Origin of the sequence: Helicobacter cetorum MIT 00-7128 (assembly GCF_000259255.1) — a bacterium.
GTDB lineage: Bacteria > Campylobacterota > Campylobacteria > Campylobacterales > Helicobacteraceae > Helicobacter > Helicobacter cetorum_B.
This window is the reverse complement of record NC_017737.1, coordinates 1,552,090-1,576,503: the sequence shown is the minus strand read 5'-3', so window position 1 is coordinate 1,576,503 and position 24,414 is coordinate 1,552,090. Positions and strand designations below refer to the sequence as shown.

Genomic DNA, 24,414 nt, shown 5'->3' with positions numbered 1-24,414 from the left:
AAGTACCCATTCTATAGAGTTAATTTAATTTTTTTATCAATTTTGCTCTTTATTAGCGCCTTTTTTGTCTTTAGCATTGATAATTAGGGGTGTGCCTAGAAAATTAAATTCCTTTCTTAAGGTATTAATTAAATAACGCTTATAGCTAAAATGTAAAGACTTAGGGCGGTTCATCACAATAGAAAATTGTGGGGGTTTGGTGGCAAATTGCGTGGCATAATAGATTTTAACAAGCTTTCCATGATCGCTTGGTAAAGGGTGTCTTTGCGTAGCCTTTAAGATAGTTTGGTTTAATAAACTTGTAGGAATGCGTTTAGAAAATTGCTCATACACTTCTAAAATTTTAGTTTTGATTTCATTAATATGGCGTGATTCTAGGCAACTTGTAGTAATAATGGGGGCGTATTCTAAAAAGCGGAATTTTCTTTTTAAAGTGGCTATGATTTCTTCATAGGGTGCATAGCGGATATCCCATTTATTTAGAATGAGAATTATGCCTAAAGAATGTTTATCGGCTAAAGAGCTAATCTTTTCATCTAATTCTACAAAAGGCGCGCTCACATCTAAAACTAATAGTACGATGTGAGATTTTTCTAAAGCTTTTTTGGTGCGCTCTAGGGCGTATTTCTCAATGCCTTCAATCTTGCCTCTATGCCTAATGCCTGCAGTGTCTACAAAACAAATTTTTTGATTATTCACTAGAATGGTTTCATCTATAGGGTCAATGGTGGTGCCAGCTAGATTAGAAACAATGCTTCTTTCTTTTTGTGTGAGAGCGTTTAATAATGAGCTTTTGCCCACATTCACCCGCCCAATGATGCCTACTTGAATGATTTCTTCTTCATTTTCATCTTCCAATTCTTCATTTTCAAGATTTTCATTGATAGTAGGGACTTCTAAGCTTTCTAAAATGTCTAAATCATCATCTTCTTCTAAGTTTACTAAGAGATTTAATTCAAGCAATATAGCATTAATGAGTGCGTTAATGCCCCTATTGTGCGAAACAGAGATATTAAAACTTCTATGACTTGATACGCCAAAAGAGGCGAACGCATAGGCTTTTTCCTTTTCTTTGTCATTATCAATTTTATTGATAACTAAAAAGCAATTAGGATTGATTTTAAAAATCTCTCTAAAAAGTTTAATATCGCTATCTTCAGGAATAGTTTTGCCATCTACGACATACAAAATTAAATCACTCATTTGAGCGGCTTTTAAATTAATCGCTTTAATTTCTTTAGACAAAATAGCGTCTTTATGAATCCCACCTGTATCTAGTATCTCTACTTCTTTTTCATTAAGGAGGATTTTACGCTTATTAATATCTCTTGTTGTGCCAGCAAAATCAGAAGTGATAGCGATTCTTTCTTTTGCCAAGCGGTTAAACAAAGAGCTTTTACCAACATTTGGCTGGCCTAAAATAGCGATAGTTTTTAAGGTTTTATTGTGTTTTTTCATAGGTATTGTAGTTTCACTTTAACAAAAATTAGATTACAATATTATAGTTATTAAAGCTTAAAAGTAAGGGTTCTTGTGTTTTTGGGATTAAAAAATTTGAGCGTGATAGTGGTTTTTATGGGGTGCTTTTTGTCTTGTTCGCAAGAGGGGTTTTTGAATATGCAAAAACGCATGCATGCGCATGAGTATGACGGCTCTAAGCGCCCTGATTATGTGGGGTCTGATTATGAAGTTTTTAGCGAAACTCTTTATTTAAGGGGAGCAATGCCTTATAAAATGGCTCATTATGTCAATTTGAATTATGGATACAATTCTAGCTCTTTTAATGAAGAAAACTCTAATGTTTCATTGGTGTCATACCCATTATTGAATGAAACGCAAAAAAAGCCTAGCGAAGAAGTAACTAATTTTCCTAAAACTCATAAAAATGCCACAAAGATTGAATATTCCCAACAAAGCTTTTATCCCTTAAATCTTAAAGAAGTGCGGTTGTTAAAAAACGCTCATAATCAGTTTTTAATAGAAGTTAAATCTAAAGCTTTAAAAAGATTTTTAAAAGAGGGGAATAGGGGCTATAGAGAGCGCCAAATCCAAACCTTTGCTTTTGATAATACCGCTACTCAAATCACACATTTTAAGGGTAAGATTGCCTCTTATATCCATACAAAGAATAAAAATAATCTTAATTCAAAAGCTCAATACAATGAATTTAGACTAGAAAAAACAAGCACTAATTTTTATATGATTAAAACCAAGAAAGCGCTTAGCTTTTCAAACTTGCAAAAATGCCAATTTGTTTTCAAAAAGAAAGCCTCTGATAAATTTGATAATCAGCATAAAGAAATTAGCATTGATTTAGACTTTAGACAAAGAGTAGGATTTAAAACTTACGCAGAATTGTTTTTGGAATGTTACAAATAATCTAGGTTTTAGTGTTAATTAGGTTTTAGTGCTTGTAATTGTAATTAAATTTGTATAATTTCGCTTAATATGCTAGACTTCAACTGAAAAATCACCCATAAATAGTGGCTTTAGTGTTAAAACAATGGTATTTTAGCATTTTTTATGCTAACTTATGCCTAAATTATTTAAGGGTTGTTGATTTTATGGAATTTTGTTTTTAAGGAAGGAAACCCTATATGTGGATAACTCAAGAAATTACGCCATATTTGCGTAAGGAATATACAATAGAAGCCAAACTGCTTGATGTAAGAAGTGAGCATAATATTTTAGAAATTTTTAAATCTAAAGATTTTGGCGAAATTGCTATGCTTAATCATCAGTTGTTATTTAAGAACTTTTTGCATATTGAAAGCGAGTTGCTTGCTCATATTGGTGGTTGCACCAAGCAAGAAGTTAAAAACACTCTTATTGTTGGAGGGTTTGATTTAGAATTAGCACACCAACTCTTTAAACACGGCACTAATATAGATTTTGTTCAAGAAGATGAAAAAATTTTAGATAGTTTTATTAGCTTTTTCCCACACTTTCATGCGGTAAAAAATAATGAGCGTTTCACACATGCTAAAAAACTTTTAGATTTAGAGATTAAAAAATATGATGTGATTTTTTGCTTAGAAGAGCCAAACAAGCACCAATTAGATGCTCTATCAAGAATGCTTGAAAAAGATGGCGTGTTAATCGCTGTAGCTAAACACCCCTTATTAGGGCATGAGGGCATGGAGCAAGCCTTAAGAAATGCAGGCGAGTTTTTCTCTATTGCTATGCCTTTTGTAGCGCCTTTGAGAATCTTAAGCAATAAAGGTTATATTTATGCCTCTTCTAGCGTGCATCCTTTAGCGGATTTGTGGTTGCAAAAGGTAGATATGCTAGAGGGTGTTAAGTATTATAATGAAGATATTCATAGAGCCTCTTTTGCACTACCTAAGAATTTAGAAGAGACTTTTAGAGGGATTTCTAAAAATTAATATTTTTAGAGAATATTTATGGAATTTGCTCTAAAAAATGCTATTGCTCTAACCGGGGGTATAGGCACAGGCAAAAGCACAACTGCTAGGTTATTAGAATTGCATGGCTATAAAGTGTTGGATGCGGATAAAATCGCTCATAAGCTTTTAGGGGAAAACCAACTAGAAATCGCTAAGTATTTTGGCGAAGAAATCCTAGAAAACAATACGCTTAATAGAAAAAAACTTGGGGCTATTGTTTTTAATGATAAGACAAAACTAGAATGGCTAGAGAAATTCTTACACCCCTTAATTCGTGAGATGATGTTAAAAGAGGCGCTTTTATTAGATGCGCTTAATAAGCCCTATTTTTTAGATATTCCCTTATTTTTTGAAGTGGGGGGCAAAAGTAGCTATCCAATAAAAAGCGTGTTATTGGTCTATGCGCCTAGAGCTTTGCAAATCAAGCGTGTTTTAGAGCGAGATAAACTCAAAGAAGTAGAAATACTACAACGCCTTGAATGTCAAATGGATATTGAAAAAAAGCGTTCTTTGAGTGATTATGTTATAGATAATAGTGCTACTTTAAAAGAATTGCAATATTATTTAGAGCGCTTTTTAGAAACGCTTTGAATTCTTATAAGCTCGCTTTGATTTTAAGCATGTTAGACTATGCGTTAAATTTTTCTTTAAGGTCATAATAAATGATTACCCTAAAACAAGCTCTTTCTTTATCCAAGCAAGAATTAGAAACCCTAAAATCTGAGATTGATACTAAAGTAAAAGCCTCTGATTTGAATGCCTATATTAAAGCCCCAAGCATTAATGGTGCTAGTAGTAGTGGTGTTCCTATCCTTATTAAAGATAATATTAATGTTAAAGGGTGGGAAATCACTTGCTCAAGCAAGATTTTAGAAGGCTATGTAGCTCCTTATGATGCTAGTGTGATTGAAAATCTGCATGCTAATAATATGGCAGGATTTGGTCTTTCTAATATGGACGAATTTGCTATGGGAAGCACCACTGAATCAAGTTGCTATGGGATTACTAAAAACCCACGAGATAAAAATAGAGTTCCCGGAGGTAGTAGCGGAGGAAGTGCGGCAGCAGTTGCAGGGGGCTTAGCCATTGCAGCCTTAGGAAGTGATACAGGGGGGTCTATTAGACAGCCAGCAAGCTATTGTGGGTGTGTGGGGTTGAAACCTACTTATGGGAGAGTGAGCCGTTATGGACTTATAGCGTATTGCTCTAGCTTTGACCAAATTGGGCCTATCACGCAAAATGTAGAAGATGCCTCTATTTTGCTTGATGCTATTAGTGGGCATGACAATAAGGATTCTACAAGCGCAAATCTAAAACCTACTCAAACTTTTAAAAATTTAGATAAAGACAAGCGCTTTAAAATCGCTGTGTTAAAAGACCATATTAAAGACGCTAGTAAAGAAGTGCAACTTGCCTATGAAAACACCCTTAAAGTTTTAAAAGAAATGGGGCATGAAATTGTAGAAAAAGACATGCTAGATTCGCATTATCAAATCTCTATTTATTACATCATTAGCACGGCTGAGGCTTGTTCAAACTTAGCTAGGTTTGATGGGGTGCGTTATGGAAAAAGGGCTGAAAATGTTAAAGATTTGAAAGAGCTTTACATTAAAAGCCGAAGTGAGGGCTTTGGAGATGAGGTAAAGCGCCGTATCATGCTAGGGAATTTTGTATTAAGCAGTGGTTATTATGACGCTTATTATGTGAAAGCCCAACAAGTGCGCTCTATGATAAAAGAGCAATACAATAAGATTTTTGAAGATGTGGATTTGATTTTTACGCCTGTTGCTCCTACAACAGCGCCATTATTTAACCACCATGCAAGCCCATTAGACATGTATTTAAGCGATATTTACACTATTGGAGCAAATCTAAGTGGCTTGCCCGCTCTTTCATTACCAATAGCTAAGGATTCTATGGGATTACCTATTGGTATGCAGTTTGTTGCTAAGGCTTTTGATGAGCAAAGTCTCTTAGATGTTTCCTATGCCCTAGAGCAAGAATTAAGTTTAAAATTTGACTAAACAAGGATAAAAAATGAGAATTTTACAAAAAGCTTTGACTTTTGAAGATGTGTTAATGGTGCCCAGAAAATCTAGTGTATTGCCTAAAGATGTGAGTCTAAAATCTCGCTTAACCAAAAATATTAGTTTGAATATCCCTTTTATTAGTGCGGCTATGGATACGGTTACTGAGCATAAAACTGCCATTGCTATGGCAAGGCTTGGAGGCATTGGTATTGTGCATAAGAACATGGATATTGACACGCAAGTAAAAGAAATTGCTAAGGTTAAAAAAAGTGAGAGTGGAGTCATTAATGACCCTATATTCATTCAAGCTAATAGAACTTTGGCTGATGCTAAGGCGATTACAGATAACTATAAAATTTCAGGTGTGCCTGTGGTAGATGAAAATGGTTTGCTAATTGGAATTTTAACCAATAGAGATGTGCGCTTTGAAAACGATTTGAGTAAAAAAGTAGGCGATGTGATGACAAAAATGCCTTTAGTTACCGCTCATGTAGGCATTAGTTTAGAAGAGGCAAGAATTTTAATGCACCAACACAAGATTGAAAAATTGCCTATCGTGGATAAAAATAATGTTTTAAAAGGCTTAATCACGATTAAAGACATTCATAAACGCATTGAATACCCCGATGCTAATAAAGATGATTTTGGAAGATTAAGAGTGGGGGCTGCTATTGGTGCGGGGCAATTAGATAGAGCTGAAATGTTGGTTAAAGCTGGAGTTGATGTGCTTGTTTTAGATAGTGCACATGGACATTCAATGAATATTTTACACACTTTAGAAGAGATTAAAAAGAGCTTAGTTGTAGATGTGATTGTGGGTAATGTGGTAACCAAAGAGGCCACAAATGATTTAATCAGTGCAGGGGCAGATGCAGTGAAAGTGGGTATTGGGCCAGGAAGTATTTGCACCACTAGAATTGTAGCAGGGGTTGGAATGCCACAAGTGAGTGCGATTGATAATTGCGTAGAAGTGGCGTCTAAATTTGATATTCCCATTATTGCAGATGGAGGGATTAGATATTCAGGTGATGTGGCTAAGGCTCTAGCTTTAGGCGCATCAAGTGTGATGATAGGCTCACTATTAGCTGGCACAGAAGAATCTCCGGGTGATTTTATGATTTATCAAGGCAGACAATATAAAAGCTATAGGGGTATGGGAAGTATTGGAGCTATGACTAAGGGGAGCAGTGATAGGTATTTTCAAGAAGGTGTAGCGAGTGAAAAATTAGTGCCAGAGGGCATTGAGGGGCGTGTGCCTTATCGTGGTAAAGTCTCTGATATGATTTTTCAATTAGTAGGGGGTGTGCGTTCATCTATGGGTTATCAGGGTGCGAAAAATATCCAAGAGCTTTATGAGAATGCTGAATTTGTAGAAATCACCACTGCTGGCTTAAAAGAAAGCCATGTGCATGATGTGGATATTACTAAAGAAGCCCCTAATTACTATGGGTGAAATTTTAAGATAGATAATAAACTAGACAAAAGTTATAAAAACTCGTTAAAAAGCTTAATTTAATGGGTTTTTTAACACTTAGTTGCTACAATTAGGGAATTTTATTTTGACAAGGCATAAGAGAATTTATGGAACACAGATTATTTACTTTTGCTAATCTTTTTAGCTCAAATCATGATTTTATTACCGGATTTTATGTAATAGTGTGTGCGTTGATTACACTCTTTATTTCTGTTTTGGCAACCCATAAAATGCAAATGGTGCCTATAGGTTTGCAGAATGTGTATGAGACTATTATCAGCGCTATTTTAGGCGTAGCTAAGGACATAATAGGCGAGAAATTGGCTCGCAAATACTTCCCCCTAGCTGGCACGATTGCACTATATGTATTTTTCTGCAACATACTAGGTATTATTCCGGGTTTTGAGGCTCCTACGGCTAGTTGGAGTTTTACGCTTGTTTTAGCGCTTATCGTGTTTTTCTACTACCATTTTGAGGGCATTAGACAGCATGGAGTTTTGAAATATTTCGCACATTTTATGGGACCTGTAAAATGGCTTGCCCCCTTTATGTTCCCTATTGAGATTATTTCACATTTTTCTAGGATTGTGTCTTTATCATTTCGTTTGTTTGGAAATATTAAAGGCGATGATATGTTCTTGCTTATTATGCTTTTGCTTGTGCCTTGGGTTGTTCCTGTAGCGCCTTTTATGGTTCTCTTTTTTATGGGAATCTTGCAAGCTTTTGTTTTTATGATTCTTACTTATGTGTATTTAGCAGGAGCCGTTTTAGTAGATGAGGAGCATTAAAGGGCATTGAATGCAAGGGTATTTTATTGTCCCTCCCTTGCTTTATTCTTCTAATCCAACAAAAATTTTTATCAAAACCTTAGAAAAAATTTTTAGCACACATGTTATCAATAAAGCATGTTTGCGTAATGATTGTAACCTTATTCAAAATTACCTTAAGCCATTTGTAGAAATTTGCAAAACTTATGAAGTAGAGAGTTATATCAATTGTGAAGAGGCGTTTTTAAGTGTAAAAATTGCACTAGATTATTCGTTTGAGGGCGTGCATTTTAAGGATAGGTTTTATCCTAATTTTGAGCCATTAAAAAGACTTTTAAATACGCTTAAAGCTCATAATAAACGTTGTTTTTATAGCGCACATAGCATTGAATGCGCTAGATATATGCTTAAAAATAAGATTGATTATGTAACTCTAAGCCCCATTTTTTTAACCCCAAATAAAGGAAAGCCTCTAGGTTTAGAAGTGTTTAAACATTTTAATGATATGGAAAAATCACGCCTTTTTGCTCTAGGGGGGATTATCACTCAAGGACAAATAGATTGCTTAAGAGGGCAAGGCATTGGAGGTTTTTCAGCAATACGCTACTTTTTACAATAGTGTTTTGGAAAAAGACTTTGACTTAAAAATTTTAAATCTATCAAACATGGCGTTGTAAAATACTCAAATTTTATATTGAGGAGCCTTAATGAGCTTGTGTATTGCAACTTTTGGGGTGAATTTAAGCCTTTCTAAAGATAAATTAATAGCCAAAAAGCAAGGTAAAATAATCCAACAAACCCCCTTAAACAAGCTTGAGCAAATCATCATAGAAAATCCTAGCACAAATCTATCTAGTTTAGTTATTTATGCATGTGCTAAGAGAAAAATCCCCATTATTTTCATTGAAGATTTAAAGCCCCTTGCTACCATATTTACCTATCAAGCAAGCAACACACAAATCATTCACAAACAATCGCTTTTATTACACACTTCAAAACATCTCTACTTAGCCAAGCAATTCATTCGTTCTAAGAGCCTCAACCAATTAAATTTCTTAAAATATTTGAATAAATATCATAAAAACCTAGATGAGATAATATTTAAAATGCAATCTTTAACCCCTAAAGTTTCAAAGGCTAAGGAAGTGAGCGAGCTTTTTGGTATTGAGGGGATAATAAGCGCAAATTATTGGCAGGGCATTAGCCAAGTGATTAAACTCCCTTTTAAGCGTGTCAAAAAGGGGGCTAATGATGCTTATAACTCAGCGTTCAATTATGCGTATGCGATTTTGTATTCTAAAGTGCAAGTCTATTTGTTGCAAGCGGGCTTGAGCTTGCATATTTCTTTTTTGCACGCCATTAATTCTTTAAAACCCACTTTGGTCTTTGATGTGATTGAGGAGTTTAGAACTTTTATGGTAGATAGGGTGATTGTCTCAATGATAAATAAAAAAGAGTCTTTAAGACTAGATGACAACAAGCGTTTAAGCCTTGAATCAAGAAAGCGTATTTCACAAAACATGCGCCAAAAATTCCAATCTCTTAGCACTTATAAAAAGCAACCTTTAACTTGTGAAAAAATCATTGAGCTAGAATGCAATGCTTTAGCTAAATTCATTCAAGAAGATTCTAAAAGCTATAAGCCATTTATAGGAAAGTATTAAATGAAATTTTTAATCACTTATGACATTATTCATAATAAAAAGCGCAAACTTCTTGCTGAAGAACTAGAAAAGCATGGCACAAGGGTGAATCTATCTGTTTTTGAATGCGAGCTTACAGAAACAAAATTCAAGCAATTAGTTTTTAAAATTAAAAAAATGATTCGTTCTAAAAATGGCAATGTGAGATTTTATCGTTTGTGTTCTAATTGTGAGGATAAAAGCTTTGAGATTGGCGAAAAACGAGGTATTTTTAAACCCTATGATGATTTCATTTAAACACTTAATGATTGCCAAAATGATTTGCAAAATGACAAAGGGTTTTTGCGAACTTTTTAAGCTTTGTTTGCAAGCTTGTGGTGTAAAATAAGAGCATTTTAACCTAAAGTATTATATTTTATGATTTAGAATGATAGGCTTTTGCGAACTTTTAGTTTTGATTAAGTTTTAAAAGGCGCTCTTTAGGGGTTTATGAACTTTAAAATAGGCTTAAATTTCTCAAATCATTGCAAAATAAGCTTTTTATGCCTTTAAGCTTCGCATTAAGAGGCTTAAAACTTTCGTATTTTAGGGGGTCTTTGAAAGTTTGTTGTTGATTAATTGGCAAAACTTTTATCTTAAATAGGGGGATTTGCGAACTTTTTCTAAAAAGCTCGTATTTTAGGAGGATTTAAGGGATTTTTGAATAGAATCAAAAGTCTTTAAACTCTGTGATAAAGGCTATTTATTACAGATTGACCCGTTCAAGGGGATTGAAACGCTATTATGCAATACGCATTTATCAAATGCTTTTAAGCGAAATTTATTACAGATTGACCCGTTCAAGGGGATTGAAACTTATCCTAAAATTTCACAAATTTTTAATCAATTCACGCCTTTAGAATTTATTACAGATTGACCCGTTCAAGGGGATTGAAACACAACAATGTCTCAATGCCAAGAGCTACAAAATAAAATTTGTGAATTTATTACAGATTGACCCGTTCAAGGGGATTGAAACGTTTTATAATCCGTTCTAACAAAAACATTACTCATAATAAATTTATTACAGATTGACCCGTTCAAGGGGATTGAAACCTTGGAGTGCATTGGCGCATAGTGAAGGCTTTTTAGCAAATTTATTACAGATTGACCCGTTCAAGGGGATTGAAACGAAGATAATTACTTTTCTCTACGTTTTTAATATAAACTCCAATTTATTACAGATTGACCCGTTCAAGGGGATTGAAACTACTCTTCATCTTTGTATTTTCCAACATTGAATTTAATATAAATTTATTACAGATTGACCCGTTCAAGGGGATTGAAACGCTTTTTGTTGATTACTGCATTTTGCAAAGTTTAGTGGTTGGTCATTTATTACAGATTGACCCGTTCAAGGGGATTGAAACGCTTTTTGTTGATTACTGCATTTTGCAAAGTTTAGTGGTTGGTCATTTATTACAGATTGACCCGTTCAAGGGGATTGAAACGAACACCTACTTATAATTTTAACCATCAAGGTAACCCATTATTTATTACAGATTGACCCGTTCAAGGGGATTGAAACGGCACTTATGTGAGTGCGGGCATGATTTTAGTGGGTAAGAATTTATTACAGATTGACCCGTTCAAGGGGATTGAAACTTTTAAGACACTTAATCTTTTCAGCATGTTATTATATTGCATTTATTACAGATTGACCCGTTCAAGGGGATTGAAACACTATTTCCCTATTAGCTCTCTGCATGATAAGTATGAGATATTTATTACAGATTGACCCGTTCAAGGGGATTGAAACATAATTTATTTTTCTAATAGGCAAAACCTCTCTTAAGTAATTTATTTATTACAGATTGACCCGTTCAAGGGGATTGAAACCTCTTTACCTTTATCTTTAGTGAAGAACTTATAAGCTCTATTTATTACAGATTGACCCGTTCAAGGGGATTGAAACGCAATTTAAGTCAAATCTCTATAAGAACCTATCTCTTATAGTAATTTATTACAGATTGACCCGTTCAAGGGGATTGAAACCCCTTCTCCATAGGATAATTATGATCAGCCATTAAAGCAAATTTATTACAGATTGACCCGTTCAAGGGGATTGAAACTGTGCTTTTATGAAGGTCAATGTGAATGTAAATATGAGGAATTTATTACAGATTGACCCGTTCAAGGGGATTGAAACTTAATTTCAGCTCTACTAACGTAAATCTTCATTGAACTATCATTTATTACAGATTGACCCGTTCAAGGGGATTGAAACTTGCCAAGCTCACGTTATTATTGGTAAAGATAAAGAAGGATTTATTACAGATTGACCCGTTCAAGGGGATTGAAACTTGCCAAGCTCACGTTATTATTGGTAAAGATAAAGAAGGATTTATTACAGATTGACCCGTTCAAGGGGATTGAAACGCAATTTTGGATATTAGCTAAAGCAGCTCTTCTTTCTTTAATTTATTACAGATTGACCCGTTCAAGGGGATTGAAACTATTTTTTGGTGGATTTAAGTGCTTGATGCTTTTAAAATTTATTACAGATTGACCCGTTCAAGGGGATTGAAACCTAATGAGAAATCAAATTCTGATAACTTCTCATTGAACTCATTTATTACAGATTGACCCGTTCAAGGGGATTGAAACTGGGTTATAGAGTTATCTTAATCAATTCTAATCCAGCTACCATTTATTACAGATTGACCCGTTCAAGGGGATTGAAACAGAATAACTCAAAATATTATTAGCAATTTCCTCTATAGAAATTTATTACAGATTGACCCGTTCAAGGGGATTGAAACATGCAGGGATTATTCGCATTGTGTGGCGACTTTTTTAGATTTATTACAGATTGACCCGTTCAAGGGGATTGAAACGCGATTTCCTCATTCTCTTTCTCTTGAGAATTATAGTAATATTTATTACAGATTGACCCGTTCAAGGGGATTGAAACATTAACTTGATGGGTTGTTCTTTGAGGCTGTTTAGAATATTTATTTATTACAGATTGACCCGTTCAAGGGGATTGAAACCTTAATATAATCGCTTTCTGGAGAAGATTGCATTTGATATTTTAAATTTATTACAGATTGACCCGTTCAAGGGGATTGAAACATCAAGGCATTAAGTATGAGCCAGAAGAGCCTATTCTATTTGAAATTTATTACAGATTGACCCGTTCAAGGGGATTGAAACAGAGTAGATTATTTATCATCATAAGGATATTCATACTGAATTTATTACAGATTGACCCGTTCAAGGGGATTGAAATTAATTATTTAGACTTCTTACTAGCGAACCCCTAAGATGAATTTATTACAGATTGACCCGTTCAAGGGGATTTAAACATGAAATATTTAAGCAATTTTTAAGGAAAATTACATTTTAATCACGGCTAAAGATTTTTTTGTGTTGATGAGGCTAGGTTTTATTCATTGGTATAATCAACTATGCATAATGTTAAATAAAGCCTTACTTATAGTTGGTTTAGTTGTTAAATCAACTAGATAAAAATGATTATAGAATATTGTAATATAGTAGGAGTTGTATGACTTCTATTTACTAATTTTATCTTTTATTGTTAAGGAGATCCTATGGGAATTTCGGGAAGATTTGGTTAGTAGTTCTATTATTGAACTTATTTGGAAATAGTTTAATGGCCGATGGTTTCAGTGTTAATGTGAATACTAATACTATTGTTTTAGAGATTATAAAAGATTTTCATGAAGATGGTCTTTATGATAAAATCGCTAATAAGTTACTTAGTAGGTTGGCATTAAATATTGATGAATATGAGAGCACTTTGGATTTCAATATCTATAGCAAGGGGAAAGTTAATTTTGACTTTTCTGCTAATGCTCAAAATTATTTATTGTTGAATTACGATAGTTTAGCTGGAATTAGAGGGTTATTTAATACTAATTGCTCAGTTATGGTAAGTTATAGTTGGTAGCTAGTAGGGATTAAGTTCTCTATTGGTTATAGTTATTGTGGATTGCTTATTTATAAGAGAATTAGAGTTTTAATCAAATATGTTGGGTATTTTTTAAATTTATAATGCTAGGATAGCGCCTAAGAAAATCGCTAGCAATATTAAAAAGCTATTAGCATGCGATTTGAAAAGGTTTAACCTTTGATTATTGTGATAAAAAGTGTTTTTAACACTTAATAAGGAGAATATCATGAAAAGTGGGAGAGTGCTATAAGTATTGGTTTTTGATGTGGGTGGTTATGTTGATACTATCTAATCGTTTAAATGGTAAGGGTCTTACTTTTGATTATAAAACTAATACGATTACTTTGGAAATCGTGGGGCTATTTAAGGCTAAGAGCAAGCTAAATGCTATTGTAACTCAAATTAGTAGGCATGTTCAGCTAAATATTGATATTGATGATTCTAGTAGCCTAAGTTATAATCTTTATCATTCTGAGAAATTAACTATCAGTCTTATGGTTAGCGCAGACACTTATTTAATCAACAATTTTTCCACGATTGATAAGGCTTTTATAGGATTGTTTAATGAAAATGGCTATATTACGACCGAATATCATTGGTAGGTTTAAGGGGTTTTTATGCAAAAAATTTTTGTTCTTTTGGTATTAGTTGGTGGTTTGTTGGCTAGTCCTAGCACAAAGAATGAGCTTTCTCAAAAAGATGTGAATATTCAAAAATGGACAAATTCAGATTTGGGCGGTGAAAACTACTTGTTTTGGAAAGGCTATCAAACTTGTTTGAAAGCGCATGATACTAGAACTTGCTTGAAAATGGCAAAAATGGTCTTAGAAATGGGTAAAAATAAGGGGAATACCTATGCTTTGTGGGTAATGTTTTTAAATAAAGAATTTTAGAAATCAGCCTAGCTTGACTAGGCTTTTTGTTGATTTTTGTTTTGGATAATACTAGGAATTTTAAATCAAAGTCAAAAAATTTTTTTCAAAAATACTTGACAAATGAAAAATTTCCTACTATTATTCCCCTTGCAAATCCGATGTCCTAGCTAACCTAGAATAGCTACAATCCCCTTGACAGATGGGGCTTATTCTTTTTATCTGTTAAATCCGTTTTGTTTTTTTTGTTGTTGGTTTTGGCGTTATGCCCTTGTTCTTCATTTGGAGTTTAGAGACCATTGGGTCTTTATGACTTCTTGGGTTATCGCTAATAGTCAAAAAAGAAGAGTGTTATTTTTTAAAAGGAGTTTAACATGAGTTATGCAAAAGTAGTTTCAGCGGTAGCACCTATGGTTATTGAGAGTGGCGTAGGGTTTGTAGGGCAATACTTGAAGTATCGCACTGAAAGTAAAAATATCAAACTAGAGCGCCACAAGGTTGATAAGCAAGCTAAAATCATGCTTGCATCTCTTAAGGAGGATACAAAGAGATTTAGTAAGCAATGCCATGCCTTTGAAAAGCATAGCAAGGATAGAAAGCAAGAACATCTTAGCAATCTAGCTTTTTGGAAGGGGCAACTTAAGAAGAGTTCTTCAATAGAAGAGCGTTCTAAAATCATGGAAATGGTTTTTAATCTTCAGTGTATGGCTCTTTCTAATGTTGAGTCTAAAGCTCTAGATGAGTTGCTAAAAGCCTCTAAAAGCGCACCTGTTGCATTAAGCGATGCCAAGAAATTGCTTTCTAAGTAGGGGTTTAACATGTGGAGATTAATTGCTATTGGAGGGGTTATTATAGCGGGTATTGCAGCTTTAATCTTAGAACATGAAAAAAGCAATATAGAAAAAGAAAGAACTAAAACTCAAAATGCAAAGAAAAAGACAAGCAAAAAAGTTAAAAATGCTATTGTGAAAAATAAACAATATAAAAAGCAAAGAATGGAGCAATTAATCAAGGTAGAGCTTGATAAAATTAAAAAATGGTTAGACGAATACAACAATACTCTTTTTATTTATAAAAATGAAAGGAACATGTTGTTTAAGGAATTAGATAAAACTAGGGATAAAGCACAACGCTCTAAAATCTTTCAAAAAATTCATAAGCTTGGGGAAGAGCGTAAAATATTATTTGCTAGGAGAGATGAGATTTTTCTTGCTCGTGATAAATTGCATGCAAAACTAAGAACTTTAAGGTCTCATCAAAGGAGTTAATGTGATATTGGTATTGTTTGCAGAATTAATCCTTGTTGCTGTGTTATTTGTGGGAGTAGTAAGTATTGTTGGTTTTGTAATTAAAGGTCTTAAAAATAAGTGAAATCTTGACAAGATGAAGATATTTTGATAAAATATGCTCCTTATTAGGAATTAAGTTCCGCCCTTTTCTTGTTGGAGGGTAAAATCCGACACCACCTACTTGTTGAGCTTGAGGGGGCTCTAGAATTTCTTTTTTGTAACTAAGAGTTGATTATTGAATGAGCTTTTAGACTTTTAGTTGTGTGTAGCGAGTTTGCTATAAAGTTGTAATTTTAAGGAGTTAAATATGCAACAAAAAGATGGTGCAAGTTTGGACTATGACAATGGAAAAATTAGCATGAGCTTTGTAGGCAATACGGCTATATTTGTTGCTGGAGCTGTAGTGGCAGTAGGCTGTGTTTATGTAGGGTTTGTGTTGGCAGGAGCTACTGGTGGGGTAGCAGTTGCTAGTGGTGTTGCTAAAGGCATAACCCATGGGATTACTCGTTTTAGGGGGTAATTTGTATGGTGGGGGTTCTTTTAAATAAAGCATTTTATAATTAAATGCTTTATAAGGAATAAAAATATACTTTGTTGTATTCAAGTGTTTTTACTAGGCTAAAAATTACTAGCCCTAAGAAACAAAGTCTTTTTGGGGCTTTTAATCCGTTGCAATAATTTCTTAAATGCTTAATGATATTGTTTGATTAATTTGTTGGGGTGTCTTCATTAATTATTTCTTTATATCTCTCTATTTTTTCATTGATTTGTTTTTTAATCTCATCAAAATCATTGTTTGGATTAATATGGACTAGCTTATTTCTTAAGTCATCAATTTCATCTGATAGCATAGATACTTTAGATAGAGTGCCATTGATAGCCATACATTTTTCTCGTAGCACATTATAATCATCAGAGTTTTGGCTATCTCTATTTTGAAAAGTGTTTTTGATTACCCTATTTTTAACTTTTTCATTAGCTTCGATTCGTCTTTCTTTTCCTCGTATTATTACTCTTTCCTCAGACCATGCAAATTTTGACAAATATTGCGATGAATTGGGGTCTCTTGGGTCTTCTATGTAGTTACCATCTCTATTTTTTGCAATCCTACTTAACCCACTAAAAAATCTAAGTGTTTCGTATGTATCTAAGTTATCTTCTATACTTTCAATCTTATTTGTTAAATCTTCTGAGCATTCTCTTTTTAATTGTGTTTTAATAAAATATCTTGCACTCTCACACAAAAGAGCGATGCTATTAATAAGATAGTCTCTTTCATAAAATATTTCGCTTAATTCAAGATATGTTTGATAGTATTTTTTTCCTTCAAAGTTAATCAGTCCTTTTACAAACTCAGCGAGGTCTTTTAATGGATTGATTAAAAAATGTTCTTTATTTTGTGTTTCTTTTTCTAATTCTTCTTGTAATTTTTGTATGTCTTTTAGCAATTTATTTGCACTGCCTTGTCCATCTTGTTTTGTCAAGTGGTTGATATTTAAGGATAAAAGGTCGTTAGAGACTTCGCATAGAGAGTTTATGAAACCACTATATTTAGAAGAAACTTCTATATTACTTGTTGTAAAATTATGCTTAAAGGAACTCACAACAAACATGATATTTGCAATATCTAAGTAGTCTTTTAAATCAATGATTTCGTATTTGTTCTCTTTTTCATCTCCTATAGTCTTTGCGTATAGAATTTTTTCAACTTTAGAAGTATTTTGAAAATTTTGTATAATTAAATCTACGAGTATTAGCATAGGTAAATGCCTAAAGCCATGTGTTACATCAACGATGACTTGATTATACTTATTTGAAGACAATATTTTATTGATAAAAGAAAATATTTTGGCAAAGCCTTTCTCGTCTTCTTCGTCTTCTATGTAATAGCCCTCTTTAATGAAATTATGGCTTTCGCTTGTTATGATGAGTCTTTGTGTTTCATCATCGTTGTATTGAATTTCTTTTTCACCTATTTGTCTTTTACATGTGGTTAGAGCTTGTTTTGTATATAACGGAATAAGGTCATAATCTTTATAAAATGTCTCTTTGGTTTCTAAAAAGTACCCGAACATATTATACAATTCTTCATATTCGCTGTATTTTCCACTTTCTGTTTTGATCTTATAAGTAATTGGTCTATCTATTTTTGGCCTTAGAATAGTTATAATTGCTTTTCTACCTTTTGAGATATTGTTGTTATCGTTCATTGCTAATCCTTTCTAATTGATTTTTTCAAATAAGAGCCATCCAAAAGGCAAAAGTTTATTTGTATAAAATTTTTCGTTAGTTACTTCTTTTGGAGAACTTAAAACATAAGTTCTAGCACTTGTGGTGCTTGTGTCTTTTTTGTTATCTTTGTTGAATGCCTTAGAATTTTGAATTCGCCTATAATCATTTAGCGTTTTTCTTTCTGCCCCTGAAAATCTACCTACATTAAGCAAAAAGCCATTTTTTGTTTTTTCCACTTTTTCTTTGATTATGCTCCATTGCTCTTTATTTAGAAAATTATAATATTCGTTTTTTTTATTCTCATCTTTTTCTTCTTTGCTGTCTTTTTCTTTTTTGTTATCTTTGTCTAAAAAATAGTAATCTTCTTCCTCAAACCATTTTTTGTAAAAATCAGTGCAGATATTGTCCAAGTTTTCAAAAATTTTGTTTGAGTTTTTATCTGTGATAGTAATTTCAAAAGTTTGCTCTGGTATGATACACTCAAGAAAATTTTTACATCTTTCTATATTTCCATTTTTTCTTTTATCTTGGTGGTCTTTTAGCTTTTTCATATTGATAGATTGATAGACTTTAGTTTTTAAGCTTTGACTATCAGAGATATATAAGTCTTTAAAAACATTAATAAAATCTTCATCATTAGGCTTAAACCTATCTTTATTTAAAGAATTATTTTTAAAAAATTTTTTATTATCTAATGCGTTAAAGATTTTTTGGCAATCACTATTGCGTGTTTGATTGAAAATGATTTTATTGTTTTCTTTTCCAGGAACAATGCCATTTAAAATGGCTGTTCTTAGACCTCCTTTGATACTACTTCCAGGAATGTATGGCAAAGATAATATTTGATTATCTTTAATAACTTGTGAAGAAATGTGTTCCAATAAGGGCTTATTTCTTAAAATAAAATTATTTTCTATTTTTCTAATAAAAGGTATTTCTTTGCTATTTTTAATAAACTCTGTGAACTTCAAAAGCATTTTTTCTTTTTCAAAATATTCTAGTTTAGGGTTTTTGGTTAGAAAATAATCCATAAGTTTAAATTCATCACAAAGATAAAGGGAATTATTTTTATAGAACATGTTATAGTTTAATTCAAATGAATTTCCGCTGCCAATATGAATGGGGCTTAGCACACTCACTTTGTATTTATAGATTGTTTTATGAGCTTTGTTGGGCATTTTTATCCTTTTAAACATGCTTCATTTTCTAATATAAAAGGCACAGCGATAGAGTAGCCTTGCAAAAATGAATGCTTATTCTCATAGCCATTATCAAGGCAAGTTCCAAAATAATAAAGCTCTTTTAAAGGCTCTTTTGTTTGAATAACTGCTCCGCTATCTGCCATTAGAACTGGTTTTTTCATAAAATTATCGTGTGCGTTTTCAAGCCCAAATTTTCCAAATCGTGTGAAAGGCTCATACCAAGCGTTTTGAATGTTGTCATCTATTAAAATCGTGGGTGAAAGGCTCATATAAAAGAGTTGTTTGTCTTCAGTATTTCTTTTTTTATTTATGGGTATTGGGCAACACATGCCAAGTTTGAATCTGCCCTTACCTGTGCTACTACCTTTTCCAAAACCATATTCGCCTATTTTTTCTAGGATTTTTTCAATTTTTTCTTTTATGCTTACTTCCACTAACACAAAAAGCCATAGCTTTGTGGTGTAAGTTATTTCTATGCTAGAATAAGGGTCAAACCTTTCTTGTGTGCTGAAAGTTAGTCTGTTGATTTGGTTTTTAATGACAGGTTCTGTTTTATATTTAATTTCTTTGATTCCATCTAACTCTCCTCTTTGCAAATGTTTTAATAAAATAAATTCTTTTTTCTTGAATTCTTTTTTGTCGTTTTCATCAAAACAGTAAAAAGGTAAGGATGGCTTATAGACATAACCTAAGGGCATCATATCTGAGACAATGAGTTTGGGGGGTTTCTTATTCTCGCCACAATAATCTCCAAAATATGATTTAAAAAAATGCTTATCTTCCAAATACAAATAACTAAGGATTTGTCCAAAAAGCGTGTCTCCCTTAGGAGATGTGGCAAAACTGCTTAAGGGCGTGATTTCATAAGCAAATAGTTCTAACATGTTAATGCTCAACCTTACAATTCTTCTTTAAACTTAAATCGCTATTTAATAATTCCAGCTGACAACCAATGAGAATTTGCTGTTTCTGTATGGCTTGTTGCAAGGTGGTAAGCTCTGTTTTTTGGTTGTCTGAATCTTTATGCTCAGCGTCGTTTATTGTTCCATTTTTGTTTTTCTGATCTTCTAATTTTTTAATAGCATCGCTAGCGTTATGGATTATCTTTTTCAATTTTTCTTCACAGAAAAATTCCACTCTCCCACTCCCACGACTGCCTCCGCCTCCAAGATAATCATTTTGTAATAATAAAAGCCCTAGATGAAGAGTATTTTTGAAAAGCAATTGAAGAAAATCATCATCAAATCCAAAATCTCTCAAAACAATTTCACAATCAAACTCTAAACCACTAGGCACTCTTTCCATAAATCTAGGATTAGCGCTAGAATCAATTCTGTCAATCGTATTTTCTGCCTTAGGTTCAGTGAGTTTGATTTTATCTTCTATATAAAGCTTTCTCATTGTGTTTGTTAAAAAACTATCTCTAAAAATCGCTCTTGTTATTTTTGTAGTCTTATTTTTGGTAGCATTATCATCTACTTTATTACTACTACTACTACCATCATTTTTATTATCCGCACTTTCGCCAAATAGGGCAATAATGAGTTGAGCCTTTTTTTGCAATTTTTGCAAGTTTTCATCATCTCTATCTCTAACTCTATCTCTGCATTTTGCAACAAATTTGCTGTCTATGGGCTTACCAATATCTTTTTTATCCTCACCCTTGAAAATTTCTGATTGCTCCTTAATCAATCCAAACGCATATTCTAATAAACTACGCATTTTTCCTTTTAAGCTACTCCCTGGGATATAAGGCTCAGTAATTTTCTTACCACCTGTATAGACAATATTCCCATCATCATCGCTTAAAATTTCTCGTTTAATCACAGAATTATCTATTCCGCCAATTTTCATCGTATCATCACTACCACCTATATGTAAGCCTGAGAGAAGTTTTATGGTGGTTTTTATTGTTTTTTGTGTCATCGCTTTCCTTTACTGTTTTTAAAATTTATTCCATTAAAAGGTTTTTATCTTGGTAATTTTGTGATGGGTCTTTTGTATTTGAAGCTTCTTTAAATGCTTTTAAGCATGATTCTTTTAAATTTTCTGTTTCATTTTTTGCCTCATTACTATCATCATAAAACCCTATGATAGCCTCAAAAAGATATAGAAAATTCTTAAAAACTTCTTTGTTATCCTTGCATGTATTCTCATCTTTGTTTTGGCTACCTTCGTTTTGGTTGTGATTTATTTGTGATAAAGACTGTTCAATAAAAATCACTAATGCTTCATTCACAAGCCCTCTTCTTTTTGCATAAAATACTTTAAATTTAAGGGCATTGATAAAGGGTAATACTTTTTCAAAATTATCTTCGTTTTTGATAATTTCTTGTTCTAGCTTTAGCGCTTCATTATAAAAAAGCCTTAACTGAGAGCTTTTAACTCCCTTATCATAATTAGCAATCATCAAAGACCAATTTTTGGCTATATCGCTAAATATGGTTGGTTTAAGCTTTTCTGCTGTAAGGTCAAATTTAAAATGTTCACTCTTGCTAAACTTTTCTTTATCAAGTTCTTGTTTAGGGCTTTTATCTTGATTATGCCCTTTGTTGTTATTGTTGTTGTTATGGTGGTGGCGATTGTTATTTTGGTTTTTGTTAGGCATCTTTTCTCCTTAAATAAATTAGTTCACTAAATACCATTTTAACTACCTTAGCCTTATAAAAATCATCAATATATTTTATTAATTTATCTAGTTTTTCATCTTCTAATTCTTTCTGAGTGTTATATTTACGAAAACTATAATTGAGCTTAGATTTCCATAAGGCATCTTTTGGGCTAAAATCTTTTTCTAGTCTTTGTCTCATATTGCAAAATTCTAATATATTATAGTAAAAATTTGTATTGAGATTTTCATCATTTATGTCAATGATTTTTTTCAGCTCCTTATTAATCTCAATGTATTTATCTAACTTGGCTGTTTCTCCAAACACACTAATAGATTCCTTATTTCCAATTTTTTTGTCCTTTGCATTATTTAATAACATTTCTGTAATGTTAGCTAAGTAGCTCATAGGAACATTTGGTTTGGCAACAGCAACGCCAAAAGAAATGTTTAATTCTTTCTTTGTAAACTTTGTAAAAATTCTAAAAAACTTATAGATTTTCCTAGCTAAATTTAAGACTTCATCCCATGTTCCAAGCAAGAATAAGTCATCGCCGCCACCAAAAATCACATAAGTATTTTTTAAATTTTTTTCCATAAGAACTTTAGGCACATAAGAAGAAAAGAAGTTATTGATACTTTTTGAAAAAACATCATACTCTTTAAAATTGCTTATTTTATTTTTAATAAATTCTCCCATGCCATCCACATCTGCCTTTAGGACACCTAGAGACTTTAGCCCCTTGTCTTTACCTTGACAACTACTTTTGGCTAACTCTTCAAAAGTGCAAACTTGATTTTGTTGGTTTTTGCCTTGTTTTATAGCGACATAAGATTTGATTTTTGTATCTAATAACAAATTGCAAGGAAAATCACTAAAATTTAATCCTAACTCCCTAGAACAAACAAAGGAGTTTTTGTTTGCAATATTCGCTAATTGTCGTCCTAATTCAATAAATATATTACAAATTTTACAATATGTTTCTTTATCACTATTTTTATTGCGTTTACTATCCTCTTGTTCTTGAATTTTTCGCATGTTGCAAATCTTACAGATTTTTTCATTTGGAATACTTTCTAAAGACAGAATAAAATCTGTTTCATTCTTCTTTTCTAAAAAATTAAACTTTTGTAGCTTTTTTCTTTCTTTTTCATCCTCTAATTCCTTAATGATACTAAAATAATCACCCATTATATTTTTAAAATTCTCTCTCTTATAGGTAAAAAGTAACATACCACTTAATCCAAAAAAGTTTTTTAAAAAATACTTATTGATTTCTTCTTGAATTTTTTTAATATCTACTTCTAGTCTATCAGATATGATTGTAAATTTACCCGCTTGTAAAAAGATAATGCATTCTTTATCTATTTGCAAACAATGACAGATATAATTGGCAACATATTGTGTAAAAAGTTGTATGAAGGCTGAGCGTGCTCGTAGCATTTTAAAGGCGTGTTTATTAACTACATTATCAAATATAAAATTTTGTTTTCCATAAAAATCCCCTCCAATAAAAAGTAAATCTTTATTTTTATAGCGATTTAAAATCTCTTCCAAGTTATAATCTTCTTTAACATATCTATAGAATTTCTTGTTAAAAAATTCTATATACTCTTTATTGATACTTTGTATTTTCTCACTCATTCTAACCCCTTAACTTCAATTTTTCCTAATCCAAACACGCAACTCTTGCCCACGCCTATAAGCTCACCTAATTTTAGCACTTCAAAACTTTCTTTATTCAAGCCTTTAATTTTCATTTTTCCTACCAACCCCCCAAATTGCATGGTTGTTTTTTGTCTGTTGCTTGAGCGAGTCAGTTCTAAGTATTTTAAATTTCTCTCAATGATTTCACCTTTAATTTCATAAGGAAATTTCTTAAAATCTCTGTTTAGAAGTTTCATCTGTCGTTGATAAATGGAATTGATTAAGTCTTTTAGCTCCAAATTTTTGGCATCTCTTAGAAAGCGATTATCCTTTTTAATTCTTAAGGGCGTAACAAATTCCAAGATGATGTTTTCAAAACGCTCTTTAATGCTAAAGATTTGTTGGCTATTTTTTGGCAAACTGATTTCTTCGCCATTCAAGCAATTCTCATCATTAATGAGCATACTAAAATCTTCATAAGTCTTTTTCTCTTTACCTAAGCCGATGTTTTTAAGCATTTCTAATAACGCACTTAGTGCATAAGGAAGTTCTTTAGTGGCACGATTAAATAAATACATATTGAAGTCATATTCTCTAGCACCTAGTTTAAAATCCAAGCGATAAGTTGAAATGGTGTTTTTGATTTCAAAAAACGCACAATACAAGCAATTTTCTTTAAGAATGCACACGCCATGCTTGTTAGGCGGATTCAAACACACGATTTTTTTAAGCGCTACGCCAAAGGCACCCCTAATTTGACTACCCATAAAAAAGGGTGGCTTATCCTTGATTTTTATAGTGATTTTGATGTAGTTCATTTTTCATACTCCCTAAATCTTACATGCTTAAAAGTTGAAGTTTTAACTAGCTCGCCTTTTTCATTCATGCTCTCAAAACTATCTCTTTTTGTGGTGGCATACACACAAAGTAAGCCCAAGTTTTGACAAAAATTTACCATATGAAATGTCGCTCCAAAATCCCCACTAATTAAAGCGATATCATTTTTTGCAGCGTTATTTTCTATAAATTCTTTAATGGGATTTAAATAGTCTTTTAAGCTTTCTAATTGACTAGGCACTTGAGACCATAAAATTTGCAACTCTTTAGGTAAAGACACAAACTCACTTACGCTGTAGTGAAGTTTTAAATCTTGTTGTTGCTCTTGGCTAAGTTTGTGGGAAAAAAGTAAGAATGCTTTCAAATCCTACCCCTTTAAAATCTTATTAAAAAAGAAGTTCTTATTATAGTTAAAAAAATAGGTATTAAGCAAAACCTAAAGAATTAGGT

Annotated in this window: 24 protein-coding genes and 1 CRISPR repeat array; of the genes, 15 read left to right on the top strand and 9 right to left on the bottom strand. The window is 32.5% G+C overall.

What is annotated here, in order from left to right; all coding sequences use genetic code 11:
- Nucleotides 1–36: 36 nt before the first annotated feature.
- Entirely contained in the window at nt 37–1,458 is a 1,422-nt protein-coding gene (der, locus tag HCW_RS07220; protein WP_014661573.1) for a ribosome biogenesis GTPase Der, read from the bottom strand.
- A gap of 75 nt (nt 1,459–1,533) precedes the next feature.
- On the opposite strand from der, the gene HCW_RS07215 reads away from it, so the two are divergent.
- The 15 genes from HCW_RS07215 to HCW_RS07145 all read left to right on the top strand — a co-directional run bounded on the left by HCW_RS07215 (nt 1,534) and on the right by HCW_RS07145 (nt 15,957).
- Nucleotides 1,534–2,379: a hypothetical protein gene (locus HCW_RS07215; protein WP_014661572.1), complete on the top strand. Its 846-nt coding sequence runs from the start codon at nt 1,534–1,536 to the stop codon at nt 2,377–2,379.
- A gap of 218 nt (nt 2,380–2,597) precedes the next feature.
- Nucleotides 2,598–3,386 carry a spermidine synthase gene (locus HCW_RS07210; protein ID WP_014661571.1) on the top strand — a complete coding sequence of 263 codons (789 nt, stop codon included), beginning with the start codon at nt 2,598–2,600 and terminating at the stop codon, nt 3,384–3,386.
- A gap of 18 nt (nt 3,387–3,404) precedes the next feature.
- Nucleotides 3,405–3,998: a dephospho-CoA kinase gene (coaE, locus tag HCW_RS07205; protein WP_014661570.1), complete on the top strand. Its 594-nt coding sequence runs from the start codon at nt 3,405–3,407 to the stop codon at nt 3,996–3,998.
- Between the two features lie 71 nt (nt 3,999–4,069).
- Nucleotides 4,070–5,431, top strand: coding sequence for an Asp-tRNA(Asn)/Glu-tRNA(Gln) amidotransferase subunit GatA (gatA, locus tag HCW_RS07200; protein WP_014661569.1), 1,362 nt, complete (start codon nt 4,070–4,072; stop codon nt 5,429–5,431).
- A 13-nt stretch (nt 5,432–5,444) separates the two neighbouring features.
- On the top strand, nt 5,445–6,890 hold the full coding sequence (gene guaB, locus HCW_RS07195) for an IMP dehydrogenase (RefSeq protein ID WP_014661568.1): 1,446 nt from the start codon (nt 5,445–5,447) through the stop codon (nt 6,888–6,890).
- A 128-nt stretch (nt 6,891–7,018) separates the two neighbouring features.
- On the top strand, nt 7,019–7,699 hold the full coding sequence (locus HCW_RS07190; protein WP_014661567.1) for a F0F1 ATP synthase subunit A: 681 nt from the start codon (nt 7,019–7,021) through the stop codon (nt 7,697–7,699).
- Between the two features lie 10 nt (nt 7,700–7,709).
- A complete protein-coding gene (locus tag HCW_RS09130; RefSeq protein ID WP_014661566.1) occupies nt 7,710–8,297 on the top strand; it encodes a thiamine phosphate synthase in 588 nt (195 codons plus the stop codon).
- Between the two features lie 88 nt (nt 8,298–8,385).
- The gene (cas1, locus tag HCW_RS07180) at nt 8,386–9,342 is read left to right on the top strand and encodes a CRISPR-associated endonuclease Cas1 (RefSeq protein ID WP_014661565.1); all 957 of its coding nucleotides are present in this window, start codon (nt 8,386–8,388) and stop codon (nt 9,340–9,342) included.
- On the top strand, nt 9,343–9,618 hold the full coding sequence (gene cas2 / locus HCW_RS07175; protein ID WP_014661564.1) for a CRISPR-associated endonuclease Cas2: 276 nt from the start codon (nt 9,343–9,345) through the stop codon (nt 9,616–9,618). It abuts the gene before it with no gap.
- Between the two features lie 443 nt (nt 9,619–10,061).
- Nucleotides 10,062–12,668: direct repeats of the CRISPR family, unit length 37 nt; unit sequence ATTTATTACAGATTGACCCGTTCAAGGGGATTGAAAC.
- Nucleotides 12,669–12,976: 308 nt separating this feature from the next.
- Entirely contained in the window at nt 12,977–13,273 is a 297-nt protein-coding gene (locus tag HCW_RS07170) for a hypothetical protein (protein ID WP_014661562.1), read from the top strand.
- A 236-nt stretch (nt 13,274–13,509) separates the two neighbouring features.
- Nucleotides 13,510–13,878, top strand: a complete 369-nt coding sequence (locus HCW_RS07165; RefSeq protein WP_014661561.1) for a hypothetical protein — start codon at nt 13,510–13,512, stop codon at nt 13,876–13,878.
- Nucleotides 13,879–13,893: 15 nt separating this feature from the next.
- Nucleotides 13,894–14,169: a hypothetical protein gene (locus HCW_RS07160; RefSeq protein ID WP_014661560.1), complete on the top strand. Its 276-nt coding sequence runs from the start codon at nt 13,894–13,896 to the stop codon at nt 14,167–14,169.
- 353 nt (nt 14,170–14,522) lie between these two features.
- Nucleotides 14,523–14,957 carry a hypothetical protein gene (locus tag HCW_RS07155; RefSeq protein ID WP_014661559.1) on the top strand — a complete coding sequence of 145 codons (435 nt, stop codon included), beginning with the start codon at nt 14,523–14,525 and terminating at the stop codon, nt 14,955–14,957.
- A gap of 9 nt (nt 14,958–14,966) precedes the next feature.
- Nucleotides 14,967–15,416: a hypothetical protein gene (locus HCW_RS07150; protein WP_014661558.1), complete on the top strand. Its 450-nt coding sequence runs from the start codon at nt 14,967–14,969 to the stop codon at nt 15,414–15,416.
- A 328-nt stretch (nt 15,417–15,744) separates the two neighbouring features.
- Complete coding sequence (locus HCW_RS07145) at nt 15,745–15,957, top strand: hypothetical protein (RefSeq protein WP_014661557.1); 213 nt, start codon at nt 15,745–15,747, stop codon at nt 15,955–15,957.
- A gap of 187 nt (nt 15,958–16,144) precedes the next feature.
- Here the strand turns inward: HCW_RS07145 and HCW_RS07140 are convergent, their stop codons facing one another.
- From HCW_RS07140 to csx20, 8 genes are read right to left on the bottom strand one after another with little or no spacing between them, the layout of a single operon-like run.
- A complete protein-coding gene (locus HCW_RS07140) occupies nt 16,145–17,647 on the bottom strand; it encodes a TM1812 family CRISPR-associated protein (protein WP_014661556.1) in 1,503 nt (500 codons plus the stop codon).
- Between the two features lie 12 nt (nt 17,648–17,659).
- The gene (gene csm5 / locus HCW_RS07135; RefSeq protein WP_014661555.1) at nt 17,660–18,847 is read right to left on the bottom strand and encodes a type III-A CRISPR-associated RAMP protein Csm5; all 1,188 of its coding nucleotides are present in this window, start codon (nt 18,845–18,847) and stop codon (nt 17,660–17,662) included.
- A gap of 2 nt (nt 18,848–18,849) precedes the next feature.
- Nucleotides 18,850–19,755: a type III-A CRISPR-associated RAMP protein Csm4 gene (csm4, locus tag HCW_RS07130; RefSeq protein ID WP_014661554.1), complete on the bottom strand. Its 906-nt coding sequence runs from the start codon at nt 19,753–19,755 to the stop codon at nt 18,850–18,852.
- 1 nt (nt 19,756) lies between these two features.
- Complete coding sequence (gene csm3, locus HCW_RS07125) at nt 19,757–20,797, bottom strand: type III-A CRISPR-associated RAMP protein Csm3 (RefSeq protein ID WP_014661553.1); 1,041 nt, start codon at nt 20,795–20,797, stop codon at nt 19,757–19,759.
- Between the two features lie 25 nt (nt 20,798–20,822).
- Nucleotides 20,823–21,479, bottom strand: a complete 657-nt coding sequence (gene csm2 / locus HCW_RS07120) for a type III-A CRISPR-associated protein Csm2 (RefSeq protein ID WP_014661552.1) — start codon at nt 21,477–21,479, stop codon at nt 20,823–20,825.
- A complete protein-coding gene (cas10, locus tag HCW_RS07115; protein ID WP_014661551.1) occupies nt 21,472–23,124 on the bottom strand; it encodes a type III-A CRISPR-associated protein Cas10/Csm1 in 1,653 nt (550 codons plus the stop codon). The genes csm2 and cas10 overlap by 8 nt, the downstream gene beginning before the upstream one ends.
- Nucleotides 23,121–23,945, bottom strand: coding sequence for a CRISPR system precrRNA processing endoribonuclease RAMP protein Cas6 (cas6, locus tag HCW_RS07110; RefSeq protein ID WP_014661550.1), 825 nt, complete (start codon nt 23,943–23,945; stop codon nt 23,121–23,123). The genes cas10 and cas6 overlap by 4 nt, the downstream gene beginning before the upstream one ends.
- Entirely contained in the window at nt 23,942–24,328 is a 387-nt protein-coding gene (csx20, locus tag HCW_RS07105; RefSeq protein ID WP_014661549.1) for a CRISPR-associated protein Csx20, read from the bottom strand. The genes cas6 and csx20 overlap by 4 nt, the downstream gene beginning before the upstream one ends.
- Nucleotides 24,329–24,414: the final 86 nt, after the last annotated feature.

Bases quoted from the DNA above. Each gene is read 5' to 3' on its own strand.
- der (WP_014661573.1), bottom strand. From the start codon at position 1,458: ATGAAAAAACACAATAAAACCTTAAAAACTATCGCTATTTTAGGCCAG.
- HCW_RS07210 (WP_014661571.1), top strand. From the start codon at position 2,598: ATGTGGATAACTCAAGAAATTACGCCATATTTGCGTAAGGAATATACA.
- coaE (WP_014661570.1), top strand. From the start codon at position 3,405: ATGGAATTTGCTCTAAAAAATGCTATTGCTCTAACCGGGGGTATAGGC.
- gatA (WP_014661569.1), top strand. From the start codon at position 4,070: ATGATTACCCTAAAACAAGCTCTTTCTTTATCCAAGCAAGAATTAGAA.
- guaB (WP_014661568.1), top strand. From the start codon at position 5,445: ATGAGAATTTTACAAAAAGCTTTGACTTTTGAAGATGTGTTAATGGTG.
- HCW_RS07190 (WP_014661567.1), top strand. From the start codon at position 7,019: ATGGAACACAGATTATTTACTTTTGCTAATCTTTTTAGCTCAAATCAT.
- HCW_RS09130 (WP_014661566.1), top strand. From the start codon at position 7,710: ATGCAAGGGTATTTTATTGTCCCTCCCTTGCTTTATTCTTCTAATCCA.
- cas1 (WP_014661565.1), top strand. From the start codon at position 8,386: ATGAGCTTGTGTATTGCAACTTTTGGGGTGAATTTAAGCCTTTCTAAA.
- cas2 (WP_014661564.1), top strand. From the start codon at position 9,343: ATGAAATTTTTAATCACTTATGACATTATTCATAATAAAAAGCGCAAA.
- HCW_RS07170 (WP_014661562.1), top strand. From the start codon at position 12,977: ATGGCCGATGGTTTCAGTGTTAATGTGAATACTAATACTATTGTTTTA.
- HCW_RS07160 (WP_014661560.1), top strand. From the start codon at position 13,894: ATGCAAAAAATTTTTGTTCTTTTGGTATTAGTTGGTGGTTTGTTGGCT.
- HCW_RS07155 (WP_014661559.1), top strand. From the start codon at position 14,523: ATGAGTTATGCAAAAGTAGTTTCAGCGGTAGCACCTATGGTTATTGAG.
- HCW_RS07150 (WP_014661558.1), top strand. From the start codon at position 14,967: ATGTGGAGATTAATTGCTATTGGAGGGGTTATTATAGCGGGTATTGCA.
- HCW_RS07145 (WP_014661557.1), top strand. From the start codon at position 15,745: ATGCAACAAAAAGATGGTGCAAGTTTGGACTATGACAATGGAAAAATT.
- HCW_RS07140 (WP_014661556.1), bottom strand. From the start codon at position 17,647: ATGAACGATAACAACAATATCTCAAAAGGTAGAAAAGCAATTATAACT.
- csm5 (WP_014661555.1), bottom strand. From the start codon at position 18,847: ATGCCCAACAAAGCTCATAAAACAATCTATAAATACAAAGTGAGTGTG.
- csm4 (WP_014661554.1), bottom strand. From the start codon at position 19,755: ATGTTAGAACTATTTGCTTATGAAATCACGCCCTTAAGCAGTTTTGCC.
- csm3 (WP_014661553.1), bottom strand. From the start codon at position 20,797: ATGACACAAAAAACAATAAAAACCACCATAAAACTTCTCTCAGGCTTA.
- csm2 (WP_014661552.1), bottom strand. From the start codon at position 21,479: ATGCCTAACAAAAACCAAAATAACAATCGCCACCACCATAACAACAAC.
- cas10 (WP_014661551.1), bottom strand. From the start codon at position 23,124: ATGAGTGAGAAAATACAAAGTATCAATAAAGAGTATATAGAATTTTTT.
- cas6 (WP_014661550.1), bottom strand. From the start codon at position 23,945: ATGAACTACATCAAAATCACTATAAAAATCAAGGATAAGCCACCCTTT.